This is a genomic window from Leisingera sp. F5, assembly GCF_001593695.1.
In genome coordinates, this window is record NZ_LUKH01000018.1 from 65,328 (window position 1) to 79,633 (window position 14,306).

Genomic DNA, 14,306 nt, shown 5'->3' on the forward strand with positions numbered 1-14,306 from the left:
CCGAAGGGTCAGAAGGTTTTGCCGTTCGTGAAAGACACGGCGCGCCCTTGGCCGCGGGAGCAGCCGTAGCTGTCATAGCAAATGCTGTCATAGCCGCGGTCAAACAGGTTGGAAACCCGCAGGTTCAGCTCCATCTCCTGCCATTCATAGCGCAGTGCCAGATCCGCCAGAGTGTACGACGGCGTCACCCGCAGATTGTCCTGGGTGGAGAACGCATCGTCGTTATACCGCCGCCCGCCGCCAATGCTGAGGCCGGGCACAAGCTGCGAGGCATCGTAATCCAGCCACAGCGATAGCTGGTGCGGTGCAGGCCTAGGCCATTGCTGAACTTGAAGTGGTCCTGCAGGTAGAAGCCCTTTTCGGTGTATTCCCCGCGGGTATATGCCGCCAACGGCGGGTGGGCGACGTCGAAATCGAACACCGGATCGGCAAAGCTGACGGAATAGACGCCATAGGCCAGATGCTGGCGGTATGCCGTCTTGCGGCGCTGGCAGCCGGCGCCGGCGATCAGGCTGTTGCCGCCGCTTTTCCACTCCAGATAGTTGTCGGCACCGATGTTATCGGCGTCCTCGGCATTGGCTTGCGCGGTAAAGCCCATGTCACCGGTGGCGCAGTCCGTAGAGGCCAGGTACAGATGCTGGTAATCAATCCGGTCCAAGATGTAGGGGGCGATCTTGAAGCTGGCAGAGTTGTGCGATTTGTTCGGCAGCCCGTCGCGGTACAATGCGCCGCTCCAGCTTGGTGGAGGTTGCAACCGGAACCGATTGCGGCACCTCGGCAAGCGGCACACCGGATTTCACCCCGGTTTCGGTGGCGAGCGCCAGCTAGCTTTCGACGGCGCCCGCATATTGCAACTTGTCGCGGACGATGACCGGGGCCAGCTCGACCAACTCTTGATCCTGGGCGGCGGCGGGCACGGCGGCAATGGCGCAAACGCCAAGGGCGGTACGGCGCATGAGGGCGCGTAGGGCGGGCCGGCCAGCGGCTGCCGGGTCACAGGTTGGAAAGCCATAATGGTGTCCCAGGTTTGCGGCTCAAAGGGCGCAATGCACCGGCCGGTGCCTGTTTGTTGGCAAAAGGCTTGGATTTGCCTGGGGGCTTCCTTGGGTCGCCGCAAAATGCAAATTCGAAAAGCGCTGTCAATCGGCTGTGCGGAGTCCGGGTGCCGCACATGTGTCTGGCCCGGCGTTCCCGGGCTTTATAGGGCCGCGCTGCAGGCGTCGCGCATATCCTGGCCAAACAATTCCACCGCACGCCGCTGAACCTGACTGTGCCGGACGGCAAGCGAAAAGGCGGACTGCCAGCGCAACTGCGGGTGTGCCAGCTCCCGGAACCGGCCTGCCCTGATCCGGCTTTCCGCGAAATGCACCGGCAGCGGGCCCAGATACTGCCCGGTCTCGATCAGCATCGCCATTGCTTCCATATTGGCGACCACTGCAGTTGGATCCGGGCGGCCAAGACCGGGAGAGACAAGCCTGTCATAAGAGCGCTGGCAGAGCGGATACCTTGCAATCTCCTGCGGGTTGATCCGGGTATCCGGCTCAGTGAACAGAGGGTGGTCCCGGCCGCAATAAAGCCGGTGCTCTTCGCAGCACAGCGGCTCATAAGACAGGTCCGTGATCTGGTTGCGGAACGGCGCTATGGCCAGATTCAGCGCGCCGGAGATCAGCTGCTGGATCAAATCGGCGGGGGAGGCGACAACGATTTCCAGCCGCACCTCGTTCGGGCGGGCCAGAAAACGCTGAAGGGCCTGGGCCAGGTTGAGGCCGGGCAGGCTGCTCACGGCATCAACCACGCCGATACGCAGATCGCCGGTGACCGTATCGCGCAGCTCCAGCAGTTCGGCGTCGAAATCGCGGGCGCTCCGCAGGATGCCGCGGGCCTTCTGACAGGCGATGGCGCCGCGTTCCGTCAGCCGGAACCCGCCGCGGCCGCGTTCGCACACCCGGTAGCCGAGCGCGGTTTCCAGGTCGCGGATACGGATGCTGATGGCGGACTGGGTGATCCCCAGCGCATATTGCGCATCGGAGAACCCGCCGCAGTCGGCCACGGTGACAAAAGTTTCCAGCAGCGTGTTGCGCAGCAGTTTCATGGGGCCGTCCTCCCTGGCGGTCATGCAGGCGTTACATGAAAAAATTTGATATGAGTATAAGAAGTATGATATTTCGTCACATATTGTGCTGTGCTGAGTTGCCGCCAGACCCTTAAATGGAGAGACATATGTCTGGACACGGTTACGAAGCCGGCCGCCTGAACCTGCCCTTTGTCGGCATCGCCACCTTCGGCAAGAAACCTTACGTCGAGGATTGGGACAGCATAAACGCTGACGTCGCCATCCTTGGTGCGCCGTTTGATTCCGGCTGCCAGTTCCGCTCGGGCGCGCGCTTTGGCCCGCGCGCAGTGCGCGAGGCCTCGACGCTGTTCAGCTTCGGCCATGCCGGCGCTTACGACCACGAGGACGACGCCACCTATCTGGGCGAAGAGGTACGCATCGTCGACCTGGGCGATGCCGACATCATCCACACCAAGACCGAAGAAAGCCACGCCAATATCGAATACGGGGTGAAGAAGATCCTGGCGGCTGGCGCCTTGCCCGTCACCATCGGCGGCGATCATTCGATCAACATTCCCTGCATCAGTGCCTACGCCGGAGATTGCGCCGAAAACGGCCCGATCCACGTGGTGCAGATCGACGCACACTTGGATTTTGTCGATATGCGACATGGGGTTACGGATGGTCACGGCAACCCGATGCGCCGTGCGATTGAAAAGGACTATGTCTCCGGTATGACCCAGCTGGGCATCCGCAATGTCTCCTCCACTGCGCGTGAGGGGTACGAGGACGCACGGGCGCGCGGCTCGGATATCCTATCCGTGCGTCAGGTGCGCAAGCTGGGGACGGATGCGCTGCTGGCGCGTATCCCCGAAGGCGCGCGCTATTACGTCACCATCGACATCGACGCCTTCTGCCCCTCAATCGCGCCGGGCACCGGCACTCCCAGCCACGGCGGTTTCCAGTATTACGACGTGCTGGAGATCCTGCAGGGTCTCAGCAAACGCGGCGACGTGGCCGGGATCGACCTGGTCGAGGTCGCTCCGGCCTATGATCCTTCGGAAAGCACCCAGATACTGGCCGCGCAGCTGCTCTTGAACTTCATCGGCTTCATCTTCCACAACAAGAAGTAGGCTTCCTCCCGTTGGCGTGCCAAGGCATTTATTGGACCGGCCCGATTGCTTCTTTCTGGTCAAAAGTACCTCGGGGAGCGCGAGGGGCCGGCCCCTCGCTTCTGACGCCGCCGCAAACGCCAATGCCTCAAGCGGGCATCTTGCCTTCTGCAAACACCCGGGCTGCGGCCACTGCCGCCTGATCCGGCGCCACCCCGGTGAATCCCAGCAGGTATCCTTCCAGCCGGGCGGTACGGGCCTGCATCGGTTCGCGCACTTCCAGTGCGTGGTAGCCGCATTGCATGAAATACAGGATCCGCGCCCGCGAGTCGGCTTCATACGGCGAATACCCATGGCGCATGAACATCGCGGTGACAGCCTTCAGCCGCAGCGCATCCGCCGCATCGATCCGGTTGCGCACGTTGCCGTCGCGCCGCGACCATTCGCGCACCGCAAAGTCCAGATTGGCGTCGAACAGCTCCGGATCGACAAAACAGCGGAAGAAATTGCAAACCGCCCAGGAAATATTGCCGGCCGGCAATTCGCAATGGGTCAGGATCGGATCGGTGTTGCGCGTCTCCCAGTCGTCCAGCAGCGCCTCCAGCAGGTGTTTGCGGCTTTTGAAGTACCAGTAGAAGCTGGAGCGCGAGACCCCCAGCCGCTCGCCGATGGCCAGCACCTTGACCCCCGCAACACCGTCGCTGATCAGCAAGTCGCGGGCGACGTTCAGCCAGTCCTCGGGTGTCACTTTGACATGGCCGCTGAGGGGTTCCTTGTCGGGGTTGTCCCGGTGCAGCAGCGGGGCGGCGCGTTTGGCCATGTCAGCTCTCCGGCGGGGCGCCGCCTTCTGCGGTGCGCTTGGCGATGAAGGCTTGCAGCGCCTCAACGCGGGTTTCATCAGTCTTGGGCCGGGTATCATGGGCCAGGATCTCCTTCCAGACCCGGGTGGCGCGCTGATTGGCATCCAGGCCGCCGCGTTCGGTCCAGGTGCCGAAATTGGCGTAGTCATGCACCACGGGTTCGTAGAATTCAGTATTATACCGCGCCATGGTCTGCGAGCTGGCAAAGAAATGGCCGCTTGGCTCCACCTCCTTGATCGCAGTGTCATAGCCGATCTCGTCCGTGCCTGCCTGCGCGCCGGCGCACAGCTCGGCAACCATGCTCAGCACCTCGGCGTCGGTGATCAGCTTTTCGTAAGAGACCGACAACCCGCCTTCCAGCCAGCCGGCTGAATGGATGATCACCGTGGCGCCGGCCATCAGGCAGCCCCAAAGACCCATCTGGTTTTCATTGGCCGCCTGCACGTCGTTGGTGTTGGAGGCTGATCCCGCCGCCGACCGCCAGGGCAAGCCAAGGAACCGCGCCAGCTGGCCTGCTGCCAAGGACGCCTGGAAATGCGACGGGGTGCCAAAGGCCGGCGCGCCGGATTTCATGTCCACGTTAGAGGTAAAAGTGCCGTAACACACCGGCGCGCCGGGGTTGGTCAGCTGGGTCAATGTCAGGGCGGCCAGTACCTCGGCATGGCTGAGGGTGATGGCGCCCGCCACGGTGATCGGCGCCATTGCTCCCATCAGTGTGAAGGGCGTGATGATTGAGACCTGCCCGTGGCGGGCAAAGTCGATCAGCCCCTGCGCCATCGGAATATCCAGCGTGCGCGGGCTGTTGGTGTTGATGATGGTGTAACAGCGCGGTTCCGCCTGGAACTCCGCGTCGGACAACCCGCGGAAATCGCGGATCATCTCGAAGCAGTCCATCACCTGCGGCGTGCCGCGCGAGAAGATGAACGGGAACTTGTCGGTCCGGGTCATCTGCGCCTCGGTGGTAAAATAGTGGCGCAGATGCATCGGCACGTCCTGCGGCTCCACCTGGGGCGAGATCATATGGAAGACGTCGAAGTGATGGGTGAGCTTGAGGTATTCCAGATAGTCCTGGGCCGAACCTGGACGGCGGCCGCGCTCCAGATCGGTGGCATTGGGGGCGCCGGCGCCGGCCTGGAACACCAGGCTGCCCAGCTCCAGCGTGATATCGCGTTCCCGCGCCCCGGCGCGGCAGGTGATGGAGCGGGGCGCGGTGGCCAGCGCGGCCTCGATGATGTCGCGGCCGATATAGACCATTTCCGTGTCTTCATCGACGCGGGCGCCGCCCTGGGCATAGATCCGGCGGGCCTCGGGCAGCAGCACCTTCATGCCCAGCTCTTCCAGCATTTTCAGCGCGGTTTCATGCATCTCCGCGATCTGATGCGCCGGGAAGACCTCCATCAGCGGAAAGGGGTTTTTCAGCTGGCGGTAGTTCACGTTGCGCTGCGGGGCAGGGGCGGCGTCACCCCCGCGTCCCCGCCGTCTGCGTCCGCGGGCGGCGCTGGTGTTTTCGATGGTCATAGCCTCAGCCTCTCATCGCTGTGCCGGATGGGTCGTAGGGGGAGGGTGCAATCACCCGCGCGGCGCGTTCCTGGCCGACGATATGGACGGTCAGTTCGGTGCCTTCGGCCGCGGCCTCGCGGTCCACCATCGCCATCGCCAGCGATTTGCCCAAAGTGTGGCCATAGCCGCCGGAGGTGACAAAGCCGACGCGTTTGTCTCCCCGCCAGACCGGTTCGTAGCCGCTGGCGTCGGCGTCTGTTGCCTCGACCTCCAGCGGCACCACGACCTGCGCCGGGCCGCCTGCATCGCGTTCTTTCAGCGCCGCCGCGCGGCCGATGAAGTCCTTGCCCCAGTCGATCCAGCGGTCCATGCCGGTTTGCGCGGCAGTGTAGCCTTGGGTGAATTCCGCGCTCCAGATGCCAAAGCTTTTCTCCAGCCGCAGGCTCAGAAGCGCGTTGAAGCCGTATTCGCGCAGCCCCAGATCGGTGCCCGCCTGCAGCAGGGTGTCGCGCAGGGTGATGTGTTCGGCGGCGGAGCAGTGGAGTTCATAGCCCAGCTCCCCCGCGACCGAGAGGCGGCCAACCTTGACCCGCAGCATACCGATGTCCAGCGTACAGCAGCCCATGAACGGAAGGTCTGCGAGGGGGCCATCTGTCAGTTTTTCCAGCACCTTGCGGCTGTTTGGGCCGGACAGGCTGAAACCGGTAATGGCATCGGTCATGTCGCGCACCTCGACGTCTTCGCCCATGTGGTCCTGGAACCAGCGCATGTGCCACTCGCGCAGGTAATAGCTGCCCATGATCCACCAGGTGCCGTCACCCCAGTTGAACACGGTCAGGTCGCCCTTGAGGCGGCCCTCGGATGATAGCATCGGCGCCAGTTTGGCGCGGCCCGGCTTGGGCAGTTTCGACGCCATGAGGCGGTTGAGCCAGGCCTCGGCGCCATTGCCCGAAACCTCGAACCGGGAGAAGGCGGAGATGTCGAGGAGGCCCACTGCCTCGCGCACCGCCTTGCATTCATCGGCCACGATGTCGAATGCGTTGGAGCGTTTCAGGGTCGGGGTTTCGGTGAAATCTGCGGAGGGCGCGAAATAGAGCGGGATTTCCAGCCCGTAGCTGGCGCCCCAGCGGCAGCCTGCGGCGGTCATGCCATCATAGGCGGGGGCCTTTTTCAGCGGGCGGCCTGCGGGCAGCTGCTCGTTCGGGTAGGTCATCACAAAGCGGCGGGTGTAGAATTGGCCGGTGGTTTCCTTGATGAAGCGTTTGTTCTGGGCGTAGTCGCCGAAACGGGCCACATCCATGCCGAAGACATCCGCCTCCGGCTCGCCGTGGATCATCCATTCGGCCAGCGACTTGCCGACGCCGCCGCCCTGCAGGAAGCCGGCCATCACGCCGCAGGCGCACCAGTAGCCGGGTTTGCCGCGCACCGGGCCGACCAGAGGGTTGCCGTCGGGGGCAAAGGTGAAGGCACCATTGACCCAAGTTTTCACACCGGTGGTTTGCAGCGCCGGGTAGCGCTCAAAGCCCAGGGTCAGTTCGCGTTCGATCCTGTCGGGGTCTTCCTGCTGCAGCTCGAACCCGTATTCCCAGGGCGCGCCGTCCATCATCCAGTGCTGATGGTCGATCTCGTAGATGCCCAGCAGAATGCCCTTCTGGTCCTGCCGCATATAGGTGAAACCTTCGAGGTCGACGGTCATCGGCACCTCGAAATCGAGCTGTTCCAGCTCTGGAATGGTGTCGGAGATCAGGTAATGGTGATTGAGCGGTGAGATCGGCAGTTCGACCCCGGCCATGCGCCCCACCTGCTTGGCCCAAAGGCCCGCGGCGTTGACCACATGTTCGGCGTGGATGGTGCCTTTTTCGGTTACGATCCGCCAGCCGTCAGCCTCCTGATGCAGCTCCAGCACCCGGTTGTTTTCAATGACTTCCGCACCGCGTTTCTTGGCCGCCCCGGCATAGGCGTGGACTGTGCCGGTGGTGTCCACATAGCCCTCGCGGTCGGCCCACATGCCGCCGAGGATGCCCTCGGTCGACATGATCGGGCACAGCTCACCCGCCTCCTGCGGGGTGATCAGGCGGCAATCGTCGATGCCGATGGACTGGAAAGTACGATAGGCCGATTGCAGCCATTCCCAGCGGTCCGGGGTGCCCGCCAGCGTCATGCCGCCGGTCATATGCATGCCGACGGACTGGCCGGATTCCTGTTCGATCTCGCTCAGCAAGTCGATGGTATAGGCCTGCAGCGAAGCGATGTTGGGGTCGGCGTTCAGCGCATGAAAGCCGCCCGCCGCGTGCCAGCTGGACCCGGCTGTCAGCACTGAGCGTTCGATCAGGCAGACGTCGGTCCAGCCAAATTTCGCCAGGTGATAAAGGACGGAGGCGCCGACAACGCCGCCCCCGATGACAACGGCACGATAGTGCGACTTCATGGATTTGCTCCCTGTCTGCTGCCGCCGGGCCAGCGGGGCGTGCCGCCGAATCCACCCTTTGGACATTGTTGTCCAATTCATCGGCGATCCTGGACAGTCTTGTCCAGAAAAATCTTGCGCAGCAGATCAAGGCGCGGAAGCGGGTTACAAATCCAGTTCGATTGTGTCTGACGCAGGAACAGCGCAGCAGATCAGTGTTTCCCCCTCTGCAAGCGCCGCCGACGGTGCGCTGCGGTAGGTCACTTTGCCTGCGCCGAGCCGGGTGCTGCAACTGCCGCAATTTCCGGCGCGGCAGCTGAATTCCGGCGTCAGCCCATGGTTTTCGGCCAGATCCAGCAGGGTCCCGTCAGCCGGGGTCCATGGCTGTTCAAATCCGGATCTGGTGAAACGGACGATGGCTGTTTCGGCCTCGGCCACGGCTTCCTTGAGGCGCGGGGCATCTTGGGTGCGCGCCAAGGCGGATGGCCCGAACGCTTCGGCATGAATGTCCGTGTCATGAACCCCAAGGCTGAGGAGGCTGTCATAGGCGGCTTGCATGAACCCGCCGGGACCGCAGAGGTAGATATCAGCGTCTTCCTGCGGCAGCAGCTGTTGCAGGAATTGGGCATTGACGCGGCCCGCCAGATCGAAATTCCGGCCCTCAGTTTCGCCCGCTGCAGGCGTGCTGATCAGCGAAATGTATCGGATCATGCCGCCGGAGACCTGCTCAAGTCTGCGCAATTCGCTGGCAAAGGCGCGGTCCTGGACGCTGCGCGCCGCGTGAACAATGGTGAGCGGGCGTTGATGGCGGGTGCGCAGCCCCTCGCGCAGGGCGTGGCGGGCCATGGCCATCATGGGCGTGATCCCCACGCCGCCGGCAACCAAAACCGCCGGGCGCGGGTCTGAAGCATCCAGAAAGAAGGCGCCGCGCGGGGCTTTGGCCTCAATCACCGAACCCGGCTGCAGGGTGTCATGCAGCAGGCGGGACACGGTTCCACCCTCCTCGCGTTTGACCGAGATACGGTAGTGGTCTTCACCTGGGGCTGAGGAGACCGTGTAAGTCCGCACCAGCGGCTTTTCTGCGCCGGGCGGCGCGGTGCGGAGGGTCAGGAACTGGCCAGCCTCAAACGGCAGCAGCGGGCCGCCATCCTCCGGCTGCAGGTAAAAGGAGCGGATAGCGGTGCTTTCCTGTTCAACCCGAGCAATCCGGAAACGGCGCCAGGTGTTGCGCTGTGTCTCCAGGGTTTTGCGGGCGTCTGCCTCGGCCCAGGTATCCGTCATCAGTGAGTTTGGCGAAAAATCACCACGTTCGGCGCGGAAGGGCAGGGCGCCCTCCAGCCAGACGCCTTGGTGCAGGGTGAAGCGCCAGCCGCGCTCGGCGCCCTGAAAGGCGGTGACATCCGGGTGGGTTTCGTCCAGCAGTTCAACCGTGCCGGTCAACAGCAGCAGGCTGCCGGTGGTAAAGTCCGTGAATGCCAGGCCCGCGCGCGGGTTCAGCAGGAAGTTTCCCAGCGTGTTGAAGTGGTTGTTGCCGGGGAAGTCGGGGATGGTCAGGGTGTTGCCGTCGATGCGGACAAAGCCGGGCCGCCCGCCCCGGTGCGAGACATCGACGCCTTCGCGTTCAGGGCGTTCCGCCGCAGGCACATGGCTGGCGACAAAGAACATGTCGGCATCGGAAATCAGCGCGGTGTGGGTGCCGTCAAACCTGTCAAAGCGCTGCGGCTTGGCAGGGTTCTGCGCTTCTGCCGGCGCCAAATCCCGCAGCTGGATGTATTGCGGGCAATTGCCAAAGGACTGATCGACGCGCAGGGTAAACCCGTTGCGCGCGGCGGCAATGACCCGGCCGTTGACCCGGTTGCGGCGGCGGCTGTGCAGCTCGATCCCCAACAGCCCCAACGGCGCGCCTTTGCGGATGGCGGCACGGACAGGATCCTGCGCGCCGCCGCTCAGCGAAACATGCAGATGCTGTGCGTCCGGCGTTGCGGCAAATCCGGGCGGGCCGCTCAGCAGGCTTGCCCAGGGCCAGCCCTGGTGGTCCACTGCGCCTGCCGCCAGAAAGGGCAGCTGCGCATAAAATTCCCGGTGCTGATCCGGCATGCAGGGGCGGATCACCCGGCGGGCGAAGGCTTCCATTGTGTCGCGCTTGCCTGCGCGGCGCTGCATTTCCTGCTCTCCCTCATGGAAGGGGGAAGGGCTGTCTGTGTCAAAGGGAGTCATGGAAACCTCCAGTGTTCCGAATGAGAGAGGCGGCGGCCGCCAGAGGGGCCGCCGCGCAAGGGGTCAGGCCGCCAGGCCAACCTTGGTGGCGGGCATCGGCTTAAAGCCTTTCAGACCCTCGATGCGGGCCAGATGGGCACGTATATTCGGGTAGGGCTCCAGCGAGATCCCGCCCTCGGGCGCGTGGGCAACATAGGAATAGACCGCGGCGTCGGCGATTGTGGGGGCGTCGCCGGCCAGGAAGCTGCGGCCTTCCATATGGGCGTCGATCTTACCCAGAACGCGGGCGGCGACGGTGGCGCAGAACTCCGCGTCCAGCGGCGCGTTGAAGACGGTGATCAGCCGCGCTGCAGCGGGCCCAAAGGCAATTTCACCTGCGGCCAGGGTCAGGAATTTCTGCACTTCCGCTTCCAGAACCGGATCGGATGGCAGCCAGGAGGGTGCATATTTGCGGGCGAGATAGACCAGGATGGCGTTGGAATCGGTGACGACGGTGCTGCCGTCCTCGATCACCGGCACCTGGCCGGCAGGGTTCAGCGCCAGGAAGGCGGGCTGTTTGTGTTCACCGCCTGCGAGGTCGACATTGATCACCTCATGGGCGATGCCGGCAAGATTGGCGAACAGCTCCACCCGGTGGGCGTGGCCGGAAAGCGGGAAGCTGTGAATACGGATGGAATGCGGCATGTTGGGATCCTTTGCTGTGGCATGTGCCGGGAGTCTTTGAAGACACAGGCAAGATACCGGCCGCATGTATGGGCGACAATATTCTCTTTTGGCGATTGATTATGTATGAGGAGTTCATAAAATGCCGCACCGGGGGGAGACGTGATGGACAAATTGGACTGCATGCGCACCTTTGCGGCGGTTGCGGCGCAAAGCTCCTTTACCAGCGGGGCCTTGCAGCTGGGGATCAGCACCAAGCTGGCCAGCAAATATGTCGCCCGGCTGGAGGAACAACTGGGCGCGCAGCTGTTGAACCGCACCACCCGCAAGGTGACGCTGACCGATACGGGCCGCGCCTATCTGGAGCGCTGCCTGCCGTTGCTGGATCAGTTCGACGAGCTGGAGGATGTAGTACAGCTGCGCCAGCAGGAGCTGGCCGGCCCCATCCGGATCACGGCGCCCACGGGTTTGGGCAGCCGCGAACTGGTTGAGGCGCTGCAACCGTTCCAGCAGGCGCATCCCAAGGTTTCGGTGGAACTGGTGTTGTCCGACCGCCACCTTCCGATGCTGGAGGAAGGTGTCGATCTGGCGGTGCGTTTCGGTGCTTTGAAGGACTCGACACTGGTTGCCCGCAAACTCTGCAGCATGCGGCTGGTGGTAGTGGCGTCGCCTGAGTACCTGGCCGCTCAGGGCGAACCGGCAGAGCCGGAAGCACTGGCGACACACAACTGCCTGTTGCAAATGACCTCGCCGCAGCCGGACGTCTGGGTCTTTGGCAAAGGGTCTGCACAAAGGGCCGTCACTGTCGGCGGCAGCTTCCGTGCCAACTCGCCCCGGGCGGTGGCGCATATGGCGGCCAGCGGCCTCGGCATTGCCCGGTGCCCGCACTACACTGCGCTTCCGTTCCTGCGCGACGGCAGGCTGCAAGTGCTTTTCGAGCAACAGGAAACCGATCCTGCGACACTTTACGCTGTCTACCCCTCCAGCCGCCATCTGACGGCGCGGATCCGGGCGCTGATCGACCACTTGGCCCGCTGTTTCGGGCAGGGCTGACATTGTCAGAACCTGCCGCTTCTTTCTGGTGACCAATACCCCGGGGAGCGCGAGGGGCCGGCCCCTCGCAGTCCTCACAGAGCTGATTGAAGACGCAAATGCAGCAAACAGGGCAACAATATTGCCCCATTTATTTTATACTTGAAATATATATTCAAGCCTGCGTAGGCTTGTCCCTAGGGCTGGCGCAAGATCAGCCGGGGAGATGCGGGCTGTTGCGGGTCTTGGCTTCTGCCGGGACGGCGTTAAAGTCGCAAGCATTTGATCAAGAACCCAGGTCTGAAGGCCAGGGCATATTCTGGGAGGAAAGACGTAATGAAGACCATTCGGATGCTCGCCATGGCAGCGGCGGTCCCGGCGCTGGCGGCTGCGGCCCAGGCCGACACCAAGATCGGCATGATCACCACATTGTCCGGCGGCGGCGCCGGGCTGGGCGTGGATGTGCGCGACGGTTTCATGCTGGCGATCGAACAGGACGGCCGCGACGGTGTCGAGGTGGTGATCGAGGACGATCAGCGCAAACCCGATGCCGCGGTGCAGATCGCCGACCGGATGATCCAGTCGGAGAAGGTCGATATCCTGACCGGTATCATCTGGTCCAACCTGGCGATGGCGGTGGTGCCCGCTGCCACTGCGCAAGGCGTGTTCTATCTGTCACCGAACGCCGGCCCTTCGGCCCTGGCAGGCAAGCGCTGCCATCCGAATTACTTCAACGTTGCCTGGCAGAACGACAACCTGCACGAGGCCGCAGGCGCCTATGCCAATGAGGCGGGGTTGAAAAACAGCTTCATCCTGGCGCCGAACTACCCGGCGGGCAAGGACGCGCTGACCGGGTACAAGCGGATGTACGGCGGCGAGCTGGCCGGTGAGATCTACACCAAGCTGGGCCAGACCGATTACGCCGCCGAGATCGCCCAGATCCGCGCCTCGGGCGCCGACTCGGTCTATTTCTTCTTGCCCGGCGGCATGGGGATTTCCTTCCTGAAGCAATACGCGGGCAGCGGTGTTGATCTGCCGGTGGTTGGGCCTGCGTTCTCGTTTGATCAGGGTATCCTGCAGGCGGTGGGTGATGCCGCGCTGGGGGTCAAAAACACCTCGCAGTGGAACAAGGATATCGACAATGCGGCCAACGCCGGTTTTGTCGCCGCCTTCCAGGAGAAATACGGCCGTTTGCCTTCGCTTTATGCCAGCCAGGGCTTTGACACTGCCAACCTGATCCTAAGCGCGCTGGACAAGGCTGAACCTTCCGATCAGGACGCGTTCCGTTCGGCGCTGAAGGCGGCGGAGTTCGCGTCTGTCCGCGGTGATTTCAAGTTCGGCGACAACCATCACCCGGTGCAGGACATTTATGTCCGCGAAGTGATCAAGGAAGGTGACGTCTTCACCAATAAAATCATCGCCACCGGCCTGACCAACCACGCCGACGCCTACGCCGGCGAGTGCAAGATGTAAGACAGACCGCCAAGCGGAGGCGCCACAGCGCCTCCGCCGCGGCAATGCTTCCCCTTCGGAAATTCAAATGACCTATATTCTAGTTCTGGAGCAGATCCTGAACGGGCTGCAGTTCGGCGTCATGCTGTTTCTGATGGCAGCCGGGCTGACGCTGGTGTTCGGGGTGATGGGGCTGATCAACCTGGCCCATGGTTCGCTCTATATGGTGGGCGCTTTTGCTGCTGCCGCCGTTGCCGGGTGGACTGGATCGTTCGTGCTGGCGCTGATCGCCAGCCTTGCCGCTGCCGCCGCCGCGGGCGCGCTGATGGAGCTGGTGGTGATCCGGCGCCTGTACCGGCGCGACCATCTGGACCAGGTGCTGGCGACCTTTGCACTGATCCTGATCTTCTCCGAAGGCACCCGCTGGCTGTTCGGCTCCTTCCCGCTGTTTCTGGACGTGCCGCCTTATCTGTCAGGGCCGGTTACGCTGCCGGGCGGCATTGAATACCCGCTGTACCGGCTGGCGATCATCCTGATCGGATTGGCAATTGCCGCGGGCTTGTTCCTGCTCATCGCCCGTACGCGGATTGGCATCCAGATCCGCGCAGGCGAGGCCGATCGCGAGATGATCGCGGCCCTTGGCGTCGATATCTCCAAACTCTACACGCTGGTGTTCGCCCTTGGCGCCGCATTGGCCGGGCTGGCCGGCGCGCTGGTGGGCGCCATTCAATCGGTGCAGGTCGGCATGGGTGAGCCGGTTTTGATCCTCGCCTTTGTGGTGATCGTCATCGGCGGCATCGGTTCGATTAAGGGCGCCCTGGCCGGCGCGCTGCTGGTGGGGATGACCGACACTTTGGGCGGGGTGTTCCTGCCGCGGCTTTTCACCCTGTTCATGGAGCCTGCCAGCGCTGCCTCGGCGGGTGCGTCGCTGGCGTCGATGCTGATCTACATCCTGATGGCCGGAGTTCTGCTGGTGCGCCCTTCGGGCCTTTATGGAGGGAGCGCATGAT

General features: G+C 63.4%; 13 protein-coding genes. 4 read left to right on the forward strand and 9 right to left on the reverse strand.

Annotation, left to right across the window (positions count from 1 at the left end; genetic code table 11):
* Positions 1–8: 8 nt before the first annotated feature.
* The 4 genes from A2I95_RS14120 to A2I95_RS14135 form a co-directional block, all read right to left on the reverse strand.
* Positions 9–260 carry a TonB-dependent receptor gene (locus A2I95_RS14120; protein ID WP_291730484.1) on the reverse strand — a complete coding sequence of 84 codons (252 nt, stop codon included), beginning with the start codon at positions 258–260 and terminating at the stop codon, positions 9–11.
* The gene (locus tag A2I95_RS14125; protein ID WP_291730486.1) at positions 185–724 is read right to left on the reverse strand and encodes a hypothetical protein; all 540 of its coding nucleotides are present in this window, start codon (positions 722–724) and stop codon (positions 185–187) included. Before A2I95_RS14125 ends, A2I95_RS14120 begins: the two co-directional genes overlap by 76 nt.
* Positions 725–824: 100 nt before the next feature.
* On the reverse strand, positions 825–956 hold the full coding sequence (locus A2I95_RS14130; RefSeq protein ID WP_291730488.1) for a hypothetical protein: 132 nt from the start codon (positions 954–956) through the stop codon (positions 825–827).
* 242 nt (positions 957–1,198) lie between these two features.
* Positions 1,199–2,092: a LysR family transcriptional regulator gene (locus A2I95_RS14135; RefSeq protein WP_291730490.1), complete on the reverse strand. Its 894-nt coding sequence runs from the start codon at positions 2,090–2,092 to the stop codon at positions 1,199–1,201.
* Positions 2,093–2,220: 128 nt separating this feature from the next.
* Here A2I95_RS14135 and speB point away from each other — a divergent pair, with 128 nt between their 5' ends.
* Positions 2,221–3,186: an agmatinase gene (gene speB / locus A2I95_RS14140; protein ID WP_291730492.1), complete on the forward strand. Its 966-nt coding sequence runs from the start codon at positions 2,221–2,223 to the stop codon at positions 3,184–3,186.
* A gap of 127 nt (positions 3,187–3,313) precedes the next feature.
* Here speB and A2I95_RS14145 read toward each other — a convergent pair whose 3' ends face one another.
* From A2I95_RS14145 to A2I95_RS14165, 5 genes are all read right to left on the reverse strand, one after another.
* Positions 3,314–3,985, reverse strand: a complete 672-nt coding sequence (locus tag A2I95_RS14145) for a TetR/AcrR family transcriptional regulator (protein ID WP_291730494.1) — start codon at positions 3,983–3,985, stop codon at positions 3,314–3,316.
* A 1-nt stretch (position 3,986) separates the two neighbouring features.
* Positions 3,987–5,543, reverse strand: a complete 1,557-nt coding sequence (locus tag A2I95_RS14150) for a trimethylamine methyltransferase family protein (RefSeq protein WP_291730496.1) — start codon at positions 5,541–5,543, stop codon at positions 3,987–3,989.
* 4 nt (positions 5,544–5,547) lie between these two features.
* A complete protein-coding gene (locus A2I95_RS14155) occupies positions 5,548–7,953 on the reverse strand; it encodes an FAD-dependent oxidoreductase (RefSeq protein WP_291730498.1) in 2,406 nt (801 codons plus the stop codon).
* Positions 7,954–8,097: 144 nt separating this feature from the next.
* On the reverse strand, positions 8,098–10,149 hold the full coding sequence (locus A2I95_RS14160) for a pyridoxamine 5'-phosphate oxidase family protein (protein WP_291730499.1): 2,052 nt from the start codon (positions 10,147–10,149) through the stop codon (positions 8,098–8,100).
* Positions 10,150–10,212: 63 nt separating this feature from the next.
* Positions 10,213–10,833: a glutathione S-transferase family protein gene (locus tag A2I95_RS14165; RefSeq protein WP_291730501.1), complete on the reverse strand. Its 621-nt coding sequence runs from the start codon at positions 10,831–10,833 to the stop codon at positions 10,213–10,215.
* Positions 10,834–10,977: 144 nt separating this feature from the next.
* On the opposite strand from A2I95_RS14165, the gene A2I95_RS14170 reads away from it, so the two are divergent.
* The 3 genes from A2I95_RS14170 to A2I95_RS14180 all read left to right on the forward strand — a co-directional run bounded on the left by A2I95_RS14170 (position 10,978) and on the right by A2I95_RS14180 (position 14,305).
* Complete coding sequence (locus A2I95_RS14170; protein ID WP_291730502.1) at positions 10,978–11,865, forward strand: LysR family transcriptional regulator; 888 nt, start codon at positions 10,978–10,980, stop codon at positions 11,863–11,865.
* A 315-nt stretch (positions 11,866–12,180) separates the two neighbouring features.
* Positions 12,181–13,317, forward strand: coding sequence for an ABC transporter substrate-binding protein (locus tag A2I95_RS14175; RefSeq protein WP_291730504.1), 1,137 nt, complete (start codon positions 12,181–12,183; stop codon positions 13,315–13,317).
* Positions 13,318–13,384: 67 nt separating this feature from the next.
* The gene (locus tag A2I95_RS14180) at positions 13,385–14,305 is read left to right on the forward strand and encodes a branched-chain amino acid ABC transporter permease (RefSeq protein ID WP_291730505.1); all 921 of its coding nucleotides are present in this window, start codon (positions 13,385–13,387) and stop codon (positions 14,303–14,305) included.
* The last annotated feature ends 1 nt before the right edge of the window (position 14,306 follow it).